The organism is Pseudoalteromonas luteoviolacea CPMOR-1 (assembly GCF_001625685.1).
GTDB lineage: Bacteria > Pseudomonadota > Gammaproteobacteria > Enterobacterales > Alteromonadaceae > Pseudoalteromonas > Pseudoalteromonas luteoviolacea_K.
In genome coordinates this window covers 26,313-45,483 of the sequence record NZ_AUYC01000025.1, presented here as the reverse complement: position 1 = coordinate 45,483, position 19,171 = coordinate 26,313, and the positions used below count along the sequence as shown (strand labels likewise).

Annotated in this window: 14 protein-coding genes; 8 read left to right on the top strand and 6 right to left on the bottom strand. The window is 41.3% G+C overall.

Annotated features, from left to right (window positions below; translation table 11 throughout):
- Nucleotides 1-97: 97 nt before the first annotated feature.
- From N473_RS09980 to N473_RS09970, 3 genes are all read left to right on the top strand, one after another.
- Nucleotides 98-1,108 (top strand): hypothetical protein, encoded by a 1,011-nt coding sequence (locus tag N473_RS09980; protein WP_063367786.1) that lies wholly within the window; start codon nucleotides 98-100, stop codon nucleotides 1,106-1,108.
- 115 nt (nucleotides 1,109-1,223) lie between these two features.
- On the top strand, nucleotides 1,224-2,624 hold the full coding sequence (dbpA, locus tag N473_RS09975; RefSeq protein WP_196766390.1) for an ATP-dependent RNA helicase DbpA: 1,401 nt from the start codon (nucleotides 1,224-1,226) through the stop codon (nucleotides 2,622-2,624).
- A gap of 248 nt (nucleotides 2,625-2,872) precedes the next feature.
- Entirely contained in the window at nucleotides 2,873-3,916 is a 1,044-nt protein-coding gene (locus tag N473_RS09970) for a helix-turn-helix domain-containing protein (protein ID WP_063367785.1), read from the top strand.
- A gap of 5 nt (nucleotides 3,917-3,921) precedes the next feature.
- Here N473_RS09970 and N473_RS09965 read toward each other — a convergent pair whose 3' ends face one another.
- A complete protein-coding gene (locus N473_RS09965) occupies nucleotides 3,922-4,818 on the bottom strand; it encodes a response regulator (RefSeq protein WP_039610841.1) in 897 nt (298 codons plus the stop codon).
- A gap of 220 nt (nucleotides 4,819-5,038) precedes the next feature.
- Here N473_RS09965 and N473_RS09960 point away from each other — a divergent pair, with 220 nt between their 5' ends.
- Nucleotides 5,039-5,707, top strand: a complete 669-nt coding sequence (locus tag N473_RS09960; protein ID WP_231099553.1) for a chromosome partitioning protein ParA — start codon at nucleotides 5,039-5,041, stop codon at nucleotides 5,705-5,707.
- Nucleotides 5,708-5,756: 49 nt separating this feature from the next.
- On the opposite strand, the gene N473_RS09955 is transcribed toward N473_RS09960, so the two are convergent.
- From N473_RS09955 to N473_RS09940, 4 genes are all read right to left on the bottom strand, one after another.
- Entirely contained in the window at nucleotides 5,757-8,879 is a 3,123-nt protein-coding gene (locus tag N473_RS09955; protein ID WP_063367783.1) for an efflux RND transporter permease subunit, read from the bottom strand.
- A gap of 5 nt (nucleotides 8,880-8,884) precedes the next feature.
- Nucleotides 8,885-9,964: an efflux RND transporter periplasmic adaptor subunit gene (locus N473_RS09950; protein ID WP_063367782.1), complete on the bottom strand. Its 1,080-nt coding sequence runs from the start codon at nucleotides 9,962-9,964 to the stop codon at nucleotides 8,885-8,887.
- A gap of 198 nt (nucleotides 9,965-10,162) precedes the next feature.
- Nucleotides 10,163-11,368, bottom strand: a complete 1,206-nt coding sequence (locus N473_RS09945) for an ectonucleotide pyrophosphatase/phosphodiesterase (RefSeq protein ID WP_155735569.1) — start codon at nucleotides 11,366-11,368, stop codon at nucleotides 10,163-10,165.
- A 162-nt stretch (nucleotides 11,369-11,530) separates the two neighbouring features.
- On the bottom strand, nucleotides 11,531-12,571 hold the full coding sequence (locus tag N473_RS09940) for a S66 family peptidase (protein ID WP_063367780.1): 1,041 nt from the start codon (nucleotides 12,569-12,571) through the stop codon (nucleotides 11,531-11,533).
- Nucleotides 12,572-12,873: 302 nt separating this feature from the next.
- Here N473_RS09940 and N473_RS09935 point away from each other — a divergent pair, with 302 nt between their 5' ends.
- Complete coding sequence (locus N473_RS09935) at nucleotides 12,874-16,320, top strand: PKD domain-containing protein (protein WP_063367779.1); 3,447 nt, start codon at nucleotides 12,874-12,876, stop codon at nucleotides 16,318-16,320.
- Nucleotides 16,321-16,427: 107 nt separating this feature from the next.
- Entirely contained in the window at nucleotides 16,428-17,057 is a 630-nt protein-coding gene (locus N473_RS09930; protein WP_063367778.1) for a hypothetical protein, read from the top strand.
- 42 nt (nucleotides 17,058-17,099) lie between these two features.
- Here N473_RS09930 and N473_RS09925 read toward each other — a convergent pair whose 3' ends face one another.
- Nucleotides 17,100-17,726 (bottom strand): LysE family translocator, encoded by a 627-nt coding sequence (locus N473_RS09925; RefSeq protein ID WP_063367777.1) that lies wholly within the window; start codon nucleotides 17,724-17,726, stop codon nucleotides 17,100-17,102.
- Nucleotides 17,727-18,125: 399 nt separating this feature from the next.
- Between N473_RS09925 and N473_RS09920 the strand changes: the two genes are divergently transcribed.
- Both N473_RS09920 and N473_RS09915 read left to right on the top strand, forming a co-directional pair.
- Nucleotides 18,126-18,512, top strand: coding sequence for a hypothetical protein (locus N473_RS09920; protein ID WP_196766389.1), 387 nt, complete (start codon nucleotides 18,126-18,128; stop codon nucleotides 18,510-18,512).
- 60 nt (nucleotides 18,513-18,572) lie between these two features.
- Entirely contained in the window at nucleotides 18,573-18,866 is a 294-nt protein-coding gene (locus tag N473_RS09915) for an energy transducer TonB (RefSeq protein WP_063367776.1), read from the top strand.
- The last annotated feature ends 305 nt before the right edge of the window (nucleotides 18,867-19,171 follow it).

The following is a 19,171-nucleotide window of genomic DNA, read 5'->3' as shown; positions in this document are numbered from 1 at the left end:
ATAAAATCATAACAAATTTTTAAAGTTACCTCTTAAAAAACACTTTCCCAATATAATAATTAGAATATTAATTTTACCGTTTTGACAGGATGAGATAATGAAGACCTCAATAAAATCAAAACTCCCCCTTGCTTTTCTCGCTTGCATGTCTACACTATGGTTCTTTTATTACAACACTGAAAGCGCCTGGAATAATTATGGAAATGCTAAATGGGAGTGGTTATTTCTTATTGATGTATTTATTGCGCTGCCCATAATTTGTTTTATATGTATAAAAAACAAAAAACAGGCATTACTCAAACTGCTTGTATTGACCACCTTAGCAATTTTTATTGGTAGCTATATCATTCCTGAGCAACATAAAGTACTTTGGCCCTACTTTGAACAAGGTCGCTATTTTATAGTCTCTTTCATCATCCTTTTTGAACTCATAGCCTTATTGACTGTGTGTTTGGCAATAAGCGTTGCACTCAAACAAAAGTTAGACCCAGACCATTCTATTGAGGAAGCAATAACACGTTATGTTGGTAAGGGTGCTATTGCAACACTACTGTGCTTTGAAACTCGTATGTGGACATTTGCCCTGTTTGCTAAACAGGTTAAAGCAACTCATTTTCATGGCAATATTCACTTTAGCTATCATGAGAAAGATGGGGCTAAAAGCAATCTATTAGGCTTCATTATTTTAATCGCCTTCGAAATACCTATTGTGCATTTGTTGCTTCACTTTATTTGGTCACCAATGGCCGCCAATATCGTTACGCTTCTCACTGTTTTTAGCTTAATCTTTTTTATAGCAGAATATAGGGCGATAAATAGAAGACCAATTTCTCTTTGCGATGAAGTTTTACACATTCGATATGGCCTTTACCAACCAATTCCTATTCCGGTTAACAATATCGCTCGATTAAAAGTCAACGCGGAATATATTAACCGCGAAAAACATATAAAGCGTTTAAACTACTCTGGCGTACCAAACGTAGTCATTGAACTCAAAAAGCCAATTGGCAATACACAAACAATTTATATAGGCCTCGACAACCCTAGGCATTTTATCAACTCAATTGAGTCGAAATTAAAACAGAAAAAAGACAATCATTCACTCTAATTACCCTTTTAAAGCCCAGTAAACAATGAGTATCATGGCAATAGAGCACGATGACGATTGTAATGATACTCACACTCCATAGCTCGTGTTATAATTGTGCTTTATTTCTTAATAGATGATACTCGTTTTGTCTCAGCCGTCATTCTCTAGTTTGCCACTTTCAAATACTTTAATAGATAACCTTAACACGCTTGGCTACACTGCCATGACAGAAATTCAAGCTCAAACACTGCCAAAAATCCTCGCAGGTAAAGACTTGATTGGTCAAGGAAAAACAGGCTCGGGTAAAACCGCCGCTTTTTCTCTGGGTTTACTTCACAACCTCAATGTTAAGCGTTTCCGTGTACAAGCATTAGTTGTGTGTCCAACGAGAGAGTTGGCCGACCAAGTGGCTGTTGAAATTCGTAAGCTAGCCAGAGCTATTCACAATATCAAAGTGCTGGCATTATGTGGTGGCGCACCTATGGGTCCACAAATTGGCTCTCTTGAACATGGTGCGCATATTATCGTTGGTACTCCTGGACGAATAGAAGAGCACTTACGTAAAGGTAGGCTGTGTCTAGATGAGGTCAATACATTTGTATTAGATGAAGCAGATAGAATGCTAGAAATGGGTTTTGAAGACGCGATTCAATGTATCCTAGATCACTGTCCTAACAATAGACAAAACCTTTTATTCAGTGCAACTTACCCACCTCGTATTGAGCAGCTAGCAAAACATATCATGCACAATGCCGAAAAGGTCACAGTTGAAACAACACACGACCATAGCTCCATTGAGCAGTTTTTCTATGAAGTGCCGGACAATGACGCAAGACTTGTGGCAGCGCAAAAGCTATTACTCAAGTTTCAACCAATGTCAGCTGTGGTTTTTTGTAATACAAAAGCTGAGTGCCAAACGGTCTGTGATAACCTTAAGCAGCTTGGCTTTGATAGTGCAGCCTTACACGGCGACCTAGACCAAAAAGACAGAGACCGTACCCTTGTGCGCTTTGCCAATAAAAGCTTAACTATATTAGTCGCAACAGATGTCGCGGCGCGAGGCATTGACGTTGACCATGTAGATATGGTTTTGAACTATCATATAGCCCATGACCCTGAAGTGCATGTACACCGTGTTGGTCGTACTGGACGAGCAGGTAATACAGGCACGGCCTGTTCAATTATGAGTTACAAAGAATCCCACAAAGTAAACGCCTTAGAAGACTACTTAGCTCAGACAATAGAGCCTACGCCACTGCCAAATGACGATGTTTTTGGCAATCAAATTGCCAGAGCGCCTATGGTTACTTTGCAAATAGACGGTGGCAAGAAATCAAAATTACGCCCTGGTGATATTCTTGGTGCACTGACCTCTGATAAGTCAATCCAAGGTACTCAAATTGGTAAGATTAAAGTGACAGCCATTACCGCTTATGTTGCGATTGAGCGTAAGCTTGCCAATAAAGCATTGAAGATTATTTCCGAAGGTAAAATGAAAGGTCGTCACTTTAGAGCCAGAAAAGTAAATCAGTAAATTACGCTTCGGCTTGAAAATAATGATGTGGCAGATAGAGATCTCCACATCATATACCGTTAAATATTATATATTTAGTTTAAAAATTTAACTGAAAAAACTTTATCTCAATAAAGTAAAATGCCTACGATAATTTTATTTGAACAAATAAAATATCAAAATCAACCCCTACTCTTATGCAACTTTTGCAATTGAAAAGCATGTATCTCCAGTCATAAAATAGTATTTAGTATGTGGTAGGGAATCTCATGGTTTTTGATTCAGCTTATTTTTGGTTTGTGTTAAGTGTTGTTGGCGCAATAAATACACTTTTTTTAAGCCTATATTTTTTTACTTTCCGTGGCGCTAATCTAGTTAATAAGTTACTGGCTGCTTTTATTTTTCTGATCTTCATACGGATCTGTAAGTCGAGTAGTTTTTTCTTATACCCAGAGTTAACTAAAACCTATTTACAGTTAGCACTCACAGCTAACTTCCTGTCCGGACCACTACATTATTCCTATATTAAACAGTCGTTTAAAATAAGAACAGCAAAAAATATCAACTGGAAAGTACACTTACTTCCACCAGCGGGGCTTGCTGTGATAGTCGGCATAACTTGGCCTTACACTGGCTTCCCGACACTGTGGAATATCCATATCTCCACTGTTATTGTTTATAGTTGGTTTGCCTATTTATTAGCTTCACTTATTTCAGCCTATCCAGTGTTAATCAATAAAAGCTTCGATTTATCAAAAGACCAAAATATTTTAAATGCTATTGTCGTGTTATGCACATCAATTGCACTATTCTTAGCCTATATTTTCACCTCGTATGCCTCTTACTTAATCGTGGTACTATGTTTTATCGCGCCGATTTACTTCAATATCATTATTATTAAATCCACTTTTAAAAATAAAAAGCCTGAAAAATATGCCAGCAAGAAAATTTCTCAAGTCACCGCGACTCCCATTCTTACTAAACTCGATAAATTAATGATAGAAGATGAACTCTTTAAATGCCCCAACCTATCTTTATCTCAAGTCGCTGAAAAATTGAATGTATCAGTACCTCAACTGTCACAGATATTAAATGATAATCTAGGTACTTCATTCACATCCTATATAAATCATCACAGAGTAGAGCTGGCGAAAACCCTATTGCATGACAATGAAAAAATGAGTTTGAAACAAGTTTCTGAATTATGTGGCTACAACAACCAGTCCACTTTTTATATCGCTTTTAAGAAGTTTGCCGATACCACGCCTGCAAAATATAGAAAGAGTAAACAGCAAGAAACAGCGAAGGAGTGAGTGTTTCATACCCCCACAATCAACATTTTACCTTGTGCCATCCCCTCTCTTTCGCAACTTAAGTCGATGCGGCTGTCTAAGGGGTATTTATACATGAGCTCTAGTTTTGGATGGTGAGTGTAAACACACTTGCAGCTTCTGACAAACAAGCTCATTTTGCTCTGGTTGTCTAAAAATGCGTATGCAGTTTTACCTAGCGCCTCTTTACAAGCAGTCATGATATGCGAATTTATTTGATTCATGTGTATGGCTCTTTGCGCCTCATCTTCTGGGATCACTTCTACGCTGCTTGCTAACACACAAGTGGCGTAAACATCCAATACACAGATCACGCGAACCTTTTGACTCCCCCTCTCTGCATACACCACCATGACACAAGGTAATTTACTTTCATCTAAAGATTGAGCGCGAATGGGTTTTAGTGTCAGCGATTCACTGATGTTCTTTTGCATTAGGCGCTCCAAAAAATCTGTTTTGGGGAGTGCGAGCCCTTCTTTTATTGGTACCTCTTGCTCCAACATAAACTCTTTGGCTTCTAAATCCTTAACCAGCGGCATCATGATTTTTCTTAGCTCGCTGTCAGCGAAAGGTTTAGATAAGAAGAAAGCACAACCCATAGACTTGGCGTAATTGATTTGCTCTTCTTCATCCACCGTGGATATCATACCAATTAGGATCTCAGGGTACGCTGTGCCAACCACTTGAAGTAGTTCAATGCCCGTTTTATCTGGCATATGCCAATCCGTCAATATAATCTGAGGTTGCCACAATTCAATGCGCTCAAGTGCATCATCAACACTATTTGAACAAGAAATAAATAACTTGCGATACGTAAACTGTTGAAGTGCACGCCTGATAATTTCACATGTTGCATGGCTATCATCCACTATCAGTACTTTCACTTTCACCTCAATATTAAATTTTCATATTCAGTATAGGCAGAATTTTGCAGTAAAACTAAACTTATCCTATTGATAATCAATGATGCGATGAAAAGCCAACATGCTGCCGATAGAAGTTTACCAATATATTGCCTTAAATTTCGGCCTGCTTATTTTAGCGGCATGGTTTTATATTCTGTTATTGATATTAAGAGAGTTTAGAAAATTCGCAGGCGTGTTCATGGGTAATCAAGTAAGCAGCCCTGAGTCAAATGAGGTGATGGCCTTGTGTAAAGACTCAGTAGATCGGGCAACACAATTTAACAACCAACATGAGCAAACCATCACTGAACTCCTTCATGTACAAGCAAATCTTGAAAACCAGCTCGCCCAGATCCGTGCCTCAACCGCAGACCATATCACTAAAGAAGAGCAAGCCTCTATTAACGAGCTCAATAAAAAACTCTCTCGTTCTCAAAAGCTGATTAAACGACTCAAAGGGGATTTAGATATCAGTGGTAAAAAACTCAAATATGCAAAAACGAAGTTAGAAGATCAGTTTCAATCGGTAGGTAGTCTCAAACAAGAAAACACCGATTTACAAAAAGAAATCGAGCAATTAAAAACACAAATGAAGTCTGTACAAGTCAGTGAACAGTCACCAAACGAGCAAGAAATCCAAGCCTTAGTGCAACAATATGAACGACAAATAGCAGAGCAAAACCAACTTATTGATCAACTCTCAGTGAATTTACCCGAGCCCACAGGGGGGGCAGATACCAAAGCACTCGAAACGGAATTACAACAAGCCAAACAAAAAATTAAGCACCTAACCAAAGAAAACCAATTTATTGAAAGTCGATATCTTGAAGCAGTTAAACAATCTGAGCCCAATAACGGCAACACTTAGCAGGGCTGTTCAGGCATTAAAAAAGGAGCCGAAGCTCCTTTTTGTATTACTATCTGGCCCGCTTGTTACTCAGTACACTGACCAACAGAGCGGGTAAGAAAGTTAAACTAAGCAACATCGAGAATACGATGCCACACAGTACAATAATACCAACACCGCGATATAATTCAGTGCCGTCACCAGGAATAAAGACCAGTGGCGCAAGACCAAATAATGTGGTCGCTGTCGACATCAAAATTGGCTTTAATCGCGTCGCTACGGCTTGTTTAACCGCCGTGACAACTTCCATCCCTTGATCAACAATCAACTTACGGGTTTGATCAACAATTAAGATTGGGTTATTTACCACCGTGCCCAATAAAATCAAGAAACCCAGCATGGTGATCATATCAAAAGGTTGATGGAAAGGGGTCATGCCGAAATTAGCTAATAGCGCATTGACGCCATTCACCAAGATCAATCCTAATAAGCCGCCAGCCATACCAAGCGGTACTGTTGCCAGAATAAACAACGGATAACGCCAGTGTGTGAAGATAGCTACGAGCAGCAAGTAGCTCAGTACCAGCGCAACAACAAAGTTGCTCGACAAAGATGCTTGAGTCGCCTCAAGTTGATCCGCCGCACCACTGATAGACAGCTTAGTCCCTTGCGCGATTTTACCTTGCTGCCATAAAGTTGGCAGCAACTCAGTACGGACTATTTCTTCAGCTGTTTCAAGTGCTACATCTCTCGGTGGAATAATATAAACCGTCACGGTTCTTTTGCCGTCTACTCGACGTAAGCTATCACTGTTTTTACTCTCTACTAAATCTGCCAAGGCACTCAATGGCAATACATCACCTGACGGTGTGACTATAGGCGACGTCGCTAACTGCTCAATAGTCTGCTTTTCTTTTTGATGACTAAAGATAAACATATCTATTTTGTCATCATTCAAAATAAACTCATCAACATAAGCGCCATCACTAAGTGATGAAATCGTGTAGCCAAACTCATTTGAACTAATACCAAGTTCAGCCAGTCTTTGCCATTTAGGTTTAATCTCAATTAAAGGCTGATCTAAGCTCAGCGCCCGCGGATCTGAGTTAATTTGAGGATTATCAAACGTGATTTGTGCCTGATCGTAAACCGCTTCAGCTGCACGATATAAATCGGTTAAATTACTCCCCGCGATATCTACCGCAACCGCTCTGGTGCCCCCATCATTACTAGAAATAATTGAGCCCCTGGCCGAGAACGCACGCATATTGTCATAGCTTCTAAACTTAGCGGTAATCGCGTCCATCATCGCTTGTATATTATCAGGGTCGGTCGGTGCACTTAAAAACCAAATACGGCCGATTGACACAGACATCGAGTAGTATGCCAATGGTGGCATATCCGTCTCGCCGTTATCAAATGCGTCACTCGGCGCGTTTATATGACCGTTAAAATATACTCTCAGCTCATCACCTATCTCTTTCATTTCTGACAAGTTGTAGCTGGGCGGCGCAATCATCATAGAAAACGCTTTTGGCTCTTCACCTTCCGGTAAATATTCAGCTGCGGGCATCAAAGCATAAGCCGCCCCTAAAATGACAACGACGAACCCGACAGTAATACCAGTCGCGCGCGCTTTGGATGCCACACAAAAAGACACCAAAGCCAACCAACGCTTTGACAAGGTCACTGTTTTCACTTCCTCTTTGCGATTAGGTAAGTTAGCAAGTGTCGTCGGAACAATGAAAATAGCCACCAACATTGAAGCGATAATCGCTGAAGACACCGCTATGGCAATGTCCGAGTAAAGCTGCCCAGCTTCTTGCTCAACAAATAAAATCGGTGCAAACACCAAGACAGTAGTCGCAGTGGAGGCCAATACCGCAGGCCAAACTTCCTTCACCCCTTTAATGGCAGCATGTAATTTACTGGTACCGCGTTTATTCGCTTGCACAATGGCTTCAAGTACAACAATGGTGTTATCTACCGTCATACCAATGGCAAATGCAACACCTGCCAATGAGATCACATTGATAGTACGGTCGAACAGTGTTAAACCAAGAAATGCCGCAACGGTACAAATCGGAATACCAATCACACCGACCAAAGTAGCCCGCCCTGAACGCAGGAATAAAAACATCACTAACGTTGCTAGCAACGCACCCAAAGCTAAGTTAGTCCACACATTTTTAAGTGAGCTTTCAACGTACTGAACATCATCACTCATCAAGATAAGCTCAAGACCATTTTGTGCCAACAGCTCCTGATTAATTTGCTCAATCACAGGTAACATCTGCTGTTTGATATCAATCACATTTGAGCCACTTTCCCGACGTACAGATAGTCTGAGCGTACGCTCACCGTCTGAGTATGAAATACCACGCAGTTCAAAGTGATCGAGTGAAATGACGGCCACATCTTTGAGCTTAGTGGTAATCCCGTTTTGCTCTGAGATGATCAAATCTTCCAGTTCATTGAGCTGCTCAAATCGACCTACCATACGCAACAAATATCGGCTCGGACCGCTTTCAATATCGCCCGCCGAAGCATCACGGTTGCGTGCTCGAATTGCGCTTCTTAAATCAGTCACACTCAAGCCACGCTGTGCTAATCGGCTCGGGTCAACATTGATTTGAATTTGCCTTGCAGCACCGCCGCCAACGCCCACTTCTGAGACGCCTTGAACACTTTCCATTCGCGGCCTGACAAAATCTTCTGCAAAATCGCGCAACATATCTACGTCAAGATCAAGTGGATTACCGGCCTGTGGTTTAAGTACGAAATGCATGAATGCATTAGAAGAGAACGAACTAGAGTAAAGCCTAGGTTGATCTACGTTTTCAGGATAACCAGGCACCTGGCTCAAAGCATTGTTGACTCTAATGAGCGCATCGTTAACATCGACACCAAATGGAAATTCTAGTTGTATTCTTGCCGACCCCATTTGCGAATATGATACCATGCGCTTTAAGTTAGACAGACTACGTAAATATCGCTCCTGCTCTACGAGGATTTCTTTTTCAACATCCTGAGGGGTCGCTCCAGGCCAGCCAGTCTGAACGGTAATGGTTCGAACTTCTAGATCAGGGATCATCTGTACGGGAATTTTCAGCGCAGTTACCAAACCCAAAATACATATGATTAAAGAGATGACGGCAACCAGCGTGCCACGCTTTACGGCGCTTTCAATCATATCGACTAACCCTTATTCACAGAAATTTCACTGCCATTTTTAAGCAGCTGCACAGCTGTTGTAATAATGGGTGAGGTTAATACACGACTGTTTCCTGATACAGCGGAGATCAGCACTTGCTCACCGCGCTGCTCTAATAGTCTTACCGTGTGTCTTTGCGCTGTACCTTGGTTATCAATAAATACGCTTAGTGCGCCATCCGGATGATATTTAAGTGCCGATTTTGGTACCCAGACAGCCTGAGTGCCGGTACTTGGTAATTCAAATTCAGCTTGCGCAGACATGCCCGCGACAAATCCCGCTTGCTGTGGCACTGCTATATGTACCACAAAGCTACGAGTTCCCGCATTGATCACTGGCACAACAGCCTGAACTTGACCTTCAACTAGCTTGCTTTGATCGTGGTCTGGGATAATATTTAGCGATTGGATTTGATCGTTTGAAAAAGCGCCGATGTACTCTTGGGGCACAGCGACGTTGAGCCTTAAATCCTCTGCCGAAACCAAGGTAAAAGTGTGTGTCTGAGTGGTTACCCACTCACCTAAATCCACATTACGCTTCATGACTACGCCTTCAAATGGCGCGAACAGCGTCTGTCTTCTCAATGTCTCTTTGTTAACAGCCAAGTTTGCTTTAGTTTTTGCAAGCTCAGCTTTGGCGGCTGCAACATTTGCACGTCGCTCTGCCAATAGGGTTGGAGCAACAAACTGCTTTTTAGACAGCGATTCTACTTCTTCTAGCTGTCGTTTTGCCTCCAAGAGTGCAACCTCTGCAGCCGATACAGACGCTTCACTTTGTTCCAGCTCCAGTTTCGCTAAAGTTGGGTCAAGTCGCAGTAACGCCTGACCACGTTTGACCACATCACCGACTTCCACCATTAATTCATTTACTACGCCAGCTTCTAGGCTAGCAAGGGTTGCATTTTGGGATGCCTCAACAGTACCACTCAACGCTAATTTATTTTTATATTGAAGATCCTTGGCTTGAAAAACCGCGACTTCTACTGGCGCGCTCCAGGTTGGTGTTGACCACGCCGCAAATACGGACATAGCAACAACGGATACAAACGCAGGCATACAACGCATTTTTACACCTCAAATGATAATTGTTTTTAAACAAGATACACTGAATGAGTTTGTCTAACGCATAAATTGCGACAAACTCACCAATCTAACGGACGATAATCTAATTATGGTGCTGGAGTGTAATACTCATGTTACGAAAACCCGCTTCTCACATATAAATTATCGACGAGTCATATACGTTGACGGATATGAAAACGTTTATTTCAGTGCCGACGTTAACGTTTTTCCATCCCCATCCACCTTGGACATCAATTTCAACCCTAAAATGTTAGCAACGGTGGGGTAAATATCTAAATTATTAACTTCGGGAAGTTTAACCCCTTGTTTAAACGCAGGCCCAATGGCAACAAAAGTTGCGGCTAAATCCTTTGAATAAGGATATCCGTGCGCGCCAACGTAATCTATTTTCTCATGCGTGCCAAATGCATACGGTGGAAATGCTTCAATGATGATGTCTGCCGTTGTGTCATCAATTTTGACGCCTCTTGACGCCAAAACCGTATTATTAAGCACTTCAAAACGTCCTTCACTTTGCGCGCTCAGAGATAACTTTAAGCGAGCTATATTCACCTCAGAATTTGGTTTTTTGTATAGGTGTGTGCGAGTGCCACCATTTTTGACATAAAAGTGTTCTAAATTAAAGCCAAGTTTATCTAAAATAATGGTTTTTTCGGGATCAACAGACACCATGCCATGATCAGAAACCAACACTAGATTCACATCATGGTCCACCTCTGTTTTAAGCCTACTCCACAACTGACCAATTAGCTTATCTACCTCTTGCACAGCTTGATAAGTCTCTATTGCATCTGGACCAAAATCATGTCCCATATCATCAACCAGTGAAAAGTAACCAGCCACAAATCTCGGCCTTTGTGACTTTTCAAGCTTTAGCCAATCTATCATTTGATCTATACGCTTTTGATAGCTGCCTTTTTTGGCATAACGCATGTAATAACTGGGTGTCCGACCATTAAAACGCGCTTCAGATTCGGGCCAAAAATACGTTGCAGCTTTCACCCCTTGCATCTCGGCCAAATTCCAAAGCGGTACCCCACTTAACCAAGTGCTGTCTTTGCCGCCTTGACCCATTTTATAACACTCTTGACGGCGCTTATTGCAAAAATAGTTATCGATAATGCCATGATTTGACGGCAATAGTCCGGTGACGATTGAGATATGATTGGGAAATGTTTTCGTCGGATAAACGGGACGCATATGGCTCGCTCGTACGCCACTTTTTGCTATCATTGCAATATTTTTTGCATCATGCTTTTCAATATAGTCCCAACGAAAGCCATCAAGAGAAAATAGCACAACACTTTGCTCGCCTTCTTGCGCTATAGTATTAAAAGAGAAAAATACAAATAAAATAACAGCCAGTATTTTTTTTGAATGGGTCATCCAAAACCTCAAAATAAAAAATTTTCCTTATTTTATCTTTTTAAAATGACAAATTAAAAAGGCATGAGGTAAATAGCGCGCATTTGAGATATATAACCAATACGCGCATCAAGACTAAAAAATCACTAATATATTTTTATCGTTACTCTTTAAAGATGATGATTAAATCAGCTTTTGAGTTATCTCGCCCATACCATTTATGAGCTTAACATTCGCCATTGCACCGTTAATCAGGGTCAAATTAGGTGCTTGATGGCTAATATCGACATCATATAATACGGGTATATCAAGATCTCCCAGCGCTTGCTTTAACGCCATCAGATCATCATAGCCTTCCCCCCGTTTGCCCTGTGCTGCAATATTACGACCGATTAAAATGCCAGCGGCATGTTTGAATGCCCCTTTGAGCTTTAAACTTTGCAATGCACGAAAATACTGTGTTGGGGTTAGTTCGCCATTTTCAAAGTAATAAATCGTTGGTTCAAACTCATTTATCAGTCTGTCATAGGGGGCAAAGTAGTCTGTGCCATACAGCACCATATGTGTATCTATACATCCGCCAACTAATCGCCCTGAAAATTCAAGAGCAGAAGTATTATTACAATTTGTATTGAGCGCTTTCCAAAAACTCGGCTCTGTTAAATTAAATACGGCATTAGGGTGTTTACTATAATCCGCGTGGTGCGGCTCATAATGTGTTGCGGCGCTTTGCTTAAATTCTGAACCTGCGGGAGTTGCCAAATAGGTAAATACGTTCGAAGTTAAGCTATCCTGCTGATTCAATCCCAGCTGCATCAAATTAGTACAATGACATGTCGCCCAGCCAAGCTTGGAGCTGATAGCACTCAACACCGTACTTATATCAGAAAACCCCATGAACCATTTAGGTTTAACTGTTTCCAAACGTTGCCAATCAAGCAACGACAACACATCCATCGCCACTTCCCCGCCCCATGGAGCCATAATCACATCAATACGGTCATCACACAGAAATGCCATAAGCTCTTTCGCGCGCTCATGAGAAGGTGCACTTACATGAAGGTGATTGTCCCTCAAGCATTGCCCCTCGATAACGTCGAAACCGCGCTGAGTCAATCCCTCAAGCACAAAATCTAGTCTAGAGTGATATATGCTTGGCACACCGGAGGAAAAGGCAGTTACCGCGATACAACTGCCAGATTTTATTGGAGAAGGATACAACATCGAACATTCCTGTTTTAATCTTAATTGTTATATTATTTTTCAGTACAAAACATTGAATTTTAAACTAATCTAGTCAGTTCACTCTGTCAATTATCAATCGCGCATTTTTGCCACAATCACTTCGCAGATAAACTAAGCTCTAACACAATCTATCTACGTTAATTTCCTATCAGGCATTACTTTTTCAAATGCACAGAGTAATTAAGCTGTACGAATTTCATCCTTTTACTATGCTTACTGAACCCAATAAATATTCTCAAAACCTGCACAGTTTGTATCGTGTGTTGCGGAGGAACAAGAACATGTTTTATTCACGTAAACGGATGCACCTTCTATTCGCTTGGGTGCTAGGTATTTCACTGGTTGGGTGCGGTGGCGGCGGCTCAGACAGTGGCACACCTTCAACGCCATCAAACCCAAGTACACCTCAAAATAGCGCGCCAACTGTCACTGTCAGCGGTGAAAACTCAATTCAAGAGAAACAGCAAATTTCGCTAACGGCGCAGGCTTCTGATAGCGACGGTACGGTAAACACGTATGCTTGGCAAATCGTTTCGGGCCCTTCAGCTACGCTCTCTAATGCCGCGACTAATACGGTGACATTTACAGCACCTGATGTCACAGAAGACACCGCAATGACACTGCGTGTCACGGTGACTGATGATGACGGAGCGACCGCAAATGCAGACTTCAGCCTAAACGTAAACAGAATTGTAAAATCAGTGACCATTACAGGTCTAGTAACAGACGAACCAATTCCAAATGCCGCACTCACTATATTTATTGGCGATCAAAGTTTTGAGTTATCTGCTGATGAAACTGGCACCTATAATTACACACTAGATATTGATGACTCCATGATCGACGATTTAGTCAGGATCAGAGCAAAAGGGGGCAGTTCGCAATCTGAAGTGGAGTTTTACTCTCAACTGCCCAGTTTTTCATCAATAGAAGCCCAAGCCGGCGAAGATGGTATCCTAAACAAAGACGACAATTTTGGTGTAAACATCACCAATGTAACCACTTCTGAATACGCCTTGATCACCCGAGAGGTGGGTACGCCACAAAGCGAAACATCACTTAACAACGCCCTTGTGGGTATTGATGCCGATGAAAAACTGACGCTCGCGGCTTTAATTAAAATCGTCGTTGATGGTGAGGGAGACAACGCATTTAGCTTACCTGAAGGGGTGAACTCAACATTTGAGTTGGTATCAACACCTACAGCAGTGACCGAGCTCACCGACACCATTAATGACAAAAACCCGACCCTAATCGACAGCACAAAAAATAATATAAAAGAAGACGATAACTTGGTTGATAACAGTCAATCGGACATCATTGGGGATTACTTGATTGGTTCAACTAAAGTCTTCACCCAACTCTTTTACGAGGCTTCTTTTAATCAGGACAATACCGGAACTTTTGCCGATTACTCCAGCGGTGGCATGACTTGGTCACAAAACGAAGAAGGCTTAGTCTCCTTGGTTTTTGAATCAGGTATTATGAGCAAAACGTATAGATGTAAAGGTGCGAGTGATCAGGAATATGATTGCCAGTATCGATACAAAAGTGGTTCTTTTTCTATCTATGATGAAAACCCCATTGCCAAAGCCATCAGTATTACATTCATCGGTGATGAGTTCACGATGGACAGTACTGGTAATGAAATGATCGTAAATAGTGACGTAAGTCGTAACCATGAGTTGTCAATGATTGGTAAAACGCAAACCATTACCCCATTGCTAAGCCAGTTTAGCGGAGATTGGTATATCAATGCGCTGTATTACTCTGTATCGGGTAGCTTTGCAAGTAAGGTAACATTTAACCAAGATGGTACAGGCAGTGCGCAAATGCCTGACGACACGTCTCGTTCACTCACTTGGTCAATAACAGATAACATCTTAACCCTCACGCTTGATAAAACAGACCTAATGGTAGCAAAGACGTTTAAATACTGGCTGATAAGAAGCCTTGATTCAGGTTATCAATTCTGGGCAACCACAGACAAAACCGATACCGAGCATTACAGAAGACGTTCGGGGTTAATGGTCCCTGAGCAAGCGGTTACATTGACAAATAATGATGTCATAGGTCGGTTTAGAGCGTATCAAGGTGTCGCCGAGCCTCAAAACTTTTTTGTGGACAATTATATTAACGGTACATCCTACAGGTTCATGTATAAAACGATGAACACGTGGGCGCAATCAGGCAGAACACTTAGCATACAATCTCTGAGTTATGGCCCAACCACTCCTCGTCCCTTGGTGCACCAATGCCCAGAAGGCGCTAGCGCCGATATGTGCATAGTCAACTGGACACAACAACTTGAGGTAATTGCACAAAATGGTGACACTTGGTATGTAAGAGAAAGCTACCCAACAGACAACTCATATACAACCGGTGGCTCTTATGTTCAACAGTACAAAAAATCAGTGTCTACCGTTGATAAATTTGAATATTATTGGTTACCAAATAGAACGCTTTATTTCGTAGAGAACCAACAAGTATTAGATAACTTCTTCTCTGAAAGCCAAAATGATGACGGCTCAACGTCACGTAAAGTGCGCTTAGGGACTGGAGACGTTGCTGATTATTCAATTTCCGACGGTAAATTACTGATTGACCAAATGGGGTCTGTCGGTGTGACCGAGATCCAAGAATTTGATAGAGACTACTTCAAAGTCTGTGGTTACTTTGAAGGCACAAACTGTGAACTTGGCGAAGTCAGAAACCTCTACGTTGATCCCAATATCGCTTCAAGAAGTATGTATACACCGCCTGCTCCAATGCAATATGCAATTGATGGTGCTTGGTATCAACCCAACTCACCAGAATTTGTCATCATCATTAGAGACGGTACTTGGGTGCATATGGAGCTCAAAACTGACAATGACCCGCAAGGCTTTGCCGGTTTGGAAATTGGCTCTCTGAGCTGGGATGAATCAACCGGCACCTTGCTAGTGAACAAGGTCGTAGACACCAATGGCGTATACGGATTTGATGAGAACTTAGCGCATAAGGCAACCGTGAATGGGAATACCATGACCCTAGAGGTTGAGGGAGAGTCTCCCATCACCTTTGAACGCTTGTTAGACGAAAACGAGCCAAGAGTGGGCGGCTTTGTAGAATACCCTCTCACAACCAGTCGAGTCTGGGTATCTGTGTTTTTGCCTGGCAATAAGTTTTTCGAAGCTGAGTACGACCCGGCCAACTCTGACGGTCCAGGCATTAATTATGGTTCTTACACCTATAATGGAGAAACAGGCTTAGCAACGCTGACTTTTGAAGTAAATCAACTTAATACTGATGATATTTCCTTCTTTATGTATCAAGCAGGCCCTGATGTGATCCACTGGAAAGACATGGATGAAGTTGGTGCAGTCGTTCGCACCAAATCAAATAGTGAACAACCCTATTTTGATAGCCATAAAATTGAATATGAGCGCTTTGCCCTCATTAATGGTGACAACTCCTATTACGTTGATTTTAAAGTGGGTGGAACCGCAGACTTTGTCAGTAATGGACAAACTCGTTCATTCACATGGAAAGTCGTACTTGGACAACTCCATTTAACAGCAGTCACACCGAGTGCAGGGCTACAAGTAGAGGCCTACGTTATTACACCGACCAGCTTGCTTGATGACGGTTGGAACGTCGATGTTATTAAACTAGAACACCCTCTTGATTCTACTGACAATGACAGTCCAGATAATCACTCTAGATTTAGCGGCAGCATGCGTCGTTAAATAAACGACCCCAAGTGAAAGCGCGACCATATAAGTCGCGCTTTTTTATGCTGCACAGGTACGTATTTTGCTTAGTTTTATGTAATTGCAATGGATGGTTGCTTGCTATGATGAAACTAACACCTGAAGAGCTCAAATTACTCCACGAAGTAGAGACAAACCACTTTGATAAGTACGACCACTTTGCGCAGCAAAAGCACTGCCTAGAAGAGCTAAAAAAGCGTATATACCAATTATGGTTAGTGGAACCCCTCGCGCTTTATTTAGCGCACAATCAATACTTCGCGAACAAATCTTATATCGACCGTATTTTGTTGGGAGAAGAGGCATATCGCGATGATATAAACGCGCACAAAATCACAACGCTTTTGACGCTTATCAATAAGCTCCCAGATATTGTGGATACGAGTAAAGGTCCAAGAAGCTGGCGTTTTTATCCATCGCCCTCAATTACGTTTTCTCTGACCTATCCAAAAATTATTTGTTCGGTACAAAGTCTATCGTTGTCAGGGGCTTGTGTTGCCTCATTTCCTTTGAGTGGATCAGCGCATGTGAAATACTTTACAAATAAACATGCATACCTTGAGCTTTCTGACAACTTGCATATCCATGTCTATGTAGAGCGTGCTATAGCGCGTAATCAAGATTATATCGCGCTACAGTTTAATCATCACACAAGAGAAAACCCGATGTTAAAGCTGCTCATACTCAGTCATTATCTCAAATCTAAAATATGAAAATATTCAGCGGCATTTTTATGCCGCTGATAATGAGCAATGCTATAGCGTTTGATATAAAACACGCACAGCCAGCAGGATGAATGCAATGCCCAACACTTTAGAAATAAAGCCCTGCTTTGACTGTAAGTTAAAGCGTTGTTTTGCAGTAGAGGCGGCAATAGACACACCAATAAACCACACCGCATCTATGATAAACACGGTAAAACACATTAAAAACGCGAGTGTAAAAGTCATTGCCTCAGGATCAATAAACTGAGAGAACAGTGCAACAAAAAAGATGGCTGTTTTTGGGTTTACAAATGCAACTGTAAAGCCTTCTTTTGCGGCAATAATCCAATCGGCGCTAGCACTGAGAGATTCGGCTGAGTCGCCCCCTTCTGACGGTTTACTTGTCAGTATTTTATAGCCCAAATAGGCTAAGTAAGCAGCGCCAATATACAAAAGAAACGTGTACACCGCCGGGAATTGCGCAATTAAGCTGGCTAGCCCTAATATTGATAGCGCGGCATAGCTGCCTACGCCTAATGCATGCGCAACACTTGCAGAAATGCCAGCGCTAGGACCGTTATTAATGCTATGACGCAGTACCACTGCTAAACTCGGGCCAGGCGACATCGCACCTAATGTACAGATCAAGGCCAAACTTAGCCACGCTGATAAATCCATCATTACCTCCAGAAAACTTCAGGCGGCGAGTTTACCTAAGTTACCGACTCAATGTGAATAAAAAATTGCACTACAGTCTGTTATTCATCGAATACGATGATGGTTTAATTATCACTGTATTCATAACGCAATGAAAAAAGGATATTTACATCAACGTATCAGGGTGCTTCAATAAGCCTTACTTTTGTGTTTAAAAAATAGCAAAGTGGTTGAAAGTGCTCACTTATCAGCCATTAGAACAATAACTAATCAGGCTATTTTACCAGTGAAAATCATAAAAATGACGTTACTTTTGACTGTCATAGCTATCGCCATTACGGCTTACAATTCCAAAAAGTCATCTCCGAGGTGTTACTACCTCAATACATTGAATGGGCTCATGGTATCGAAAAGGAAGGCGTGAAATCGGGCGAGCCTTTAAATAATAAAGAGCTTACTCTAGCTGCCCAAATAGGCATACGCCACCCTGAAAAAGTCAGAATTGTGTATGTTGATGAAGTCCCCTTCCCGCGTGAAAATTTTGCACTAAAAACCTTAGGTGAAGCGCTCGGCTTTATCGGAGACGGCATCATTAACAACGCACAAGTATTTGGCTATTCAATTTATGTTAGGAAAGGGTTTGACCTGAATCGTGCAAAACTTGCACATGAATTAGTGCATGTTTTACAAATTGAGCGTTCTGATCTAAATACCATTGTGACACAGCACTTCTCTGATTTAGCAAAATATGGTTACAATAACTCGCCGCTTGAAGTTGAGGCCTTTAAAGCCAATAAAAAAATATAGTGAAGACTGGTAAGCTACTAACAGTTATCAAATATTAATAACAATAATACGAATACATTTATGAAAAAAATTCTTACATTAATACCGCTTCTATTCTTAACAGCTTGCTCAACGACCCCAACAAAAGACGAACTCATGTCAGGTGACGCCTATGTGCAACTCTCTTTTGATGTCAATGAACAAGGAAGAACAGAAAATATCGTTGTAATCGACTCTAGTCACAATGGTTTTTTTAATAAAAAGGCCATTGAAGCAATCAAAAAGTGGACGTATAAGCCCAAAATGGTCAATGGTAATCCGGTAAAAAAAATAGGTGAAAAAGCACAACTGGACTTTAAAATCACGGACAAATAACCTTGTTAAATCAATGAGCTAATCACGTTGAAGTTTAGCTCACCTACAAATTAAGAAAGCCACTTTTTAAAATTAATCCACCATTACATAACCAATCGCACTCAATGACGCAATAAAAGATATCTACAATTTCTTTTAAGGTGTTATTTACTCAAAATATAGCCGTTATTTATTAATGAGTATGGTAGATAAAGCTATTCTCATCTGATTTTATGTTACACACATCGAGTAAAAGAAAATCATTTAATTTCCTTGCAAAGGCTTGCCGCTTCAGCAAGCCTTTTACAATTAAACTATTAAGTATA

Bases quoted from the DNA above. Each gene is read 5' to 3' on its own strand.
- N473_RS09960 (WP_231099553.1), top strand. From the start codon at position 5,039: ATGGGTAATCAAGTAAGCAGCCCTGAGTCAAATGAGGTGATGGCCTTG.
- N473_RS09935 (WP_063367779.1), top strand. From the start codon at position 12,874: ATGTTTTATTCACGTAAACGGATGCACCTTCTATTCGCTTGGGTGCTA.
- N473_RS09955 (WP_063367783.1), bottom strand. From the start codon at position 8,879: ATGATTGAAAGCGCCGTAAAGCGTGGCACGCTGGTTGCCGTCATCTCT.
- N473_RS09940 (WP_063367780.1), bottom strand. From the start codon at position 12,571: ATGTTGTATCCTTCTCCAATAAAATCTGGCAGTTGTATCGCGGTAACT.
- dbpA (WP_196766390.1), top strand. From the start codon at position 1,224: ATGATACTCGTTTTGTCTCAGCCGTCATTCTCTAGTTTGCCACTTTCA.
- N473_RS09950 (WP_063367782.1), bottom strand. From the start codon at position 9,964: ATGCGTTGTATGCCTGCGTTTGTATCCGTTGTTGCTATGTCCGTATTT.
- N473_RS09980 (WP_063367786.1), top strand. From the start codon at position 98: ATGAAGACCTCAATAAAATCAAAACTCCCCCTTGCTTTTCTCGCTTGC.
- N473_RS09925 (WP_063367777.1), bottom strand. From the start codon at position 17,726: ATGGATTTATCAGCGTGGCTAAGTTTGGCCTTGATCTGTACATTAGGT.
- N473_RS09945 (WP_155735569.1), bottom strand. From the start codon at position 11,368: ATGACCCATTCAAAAAAAATACTGGCTGTTATTTTATTTGTATTTTTC.
- N473_RS09930 (WP_063367778.1), top strand. From the start codon at position 16,428: ATGATGAAACTAACACCTGAAGAGCTCAAATTACTCCACGAAGTAGAG.
- N473_RS09970 (WP_063367785.1), top strand. From the start codon at position 2,873: ATGGTTTTTGATTCAGCTTATTTTTGGTTTGTGTTAAGTGTTGTTGGC.
- N473_RS09915 (WP_063367776.1), top strand. From the start codon at position 18,573: ATGAAAAAAATTCTTACATTAATACCGCTTCTATTCTTAACAGCTTGC.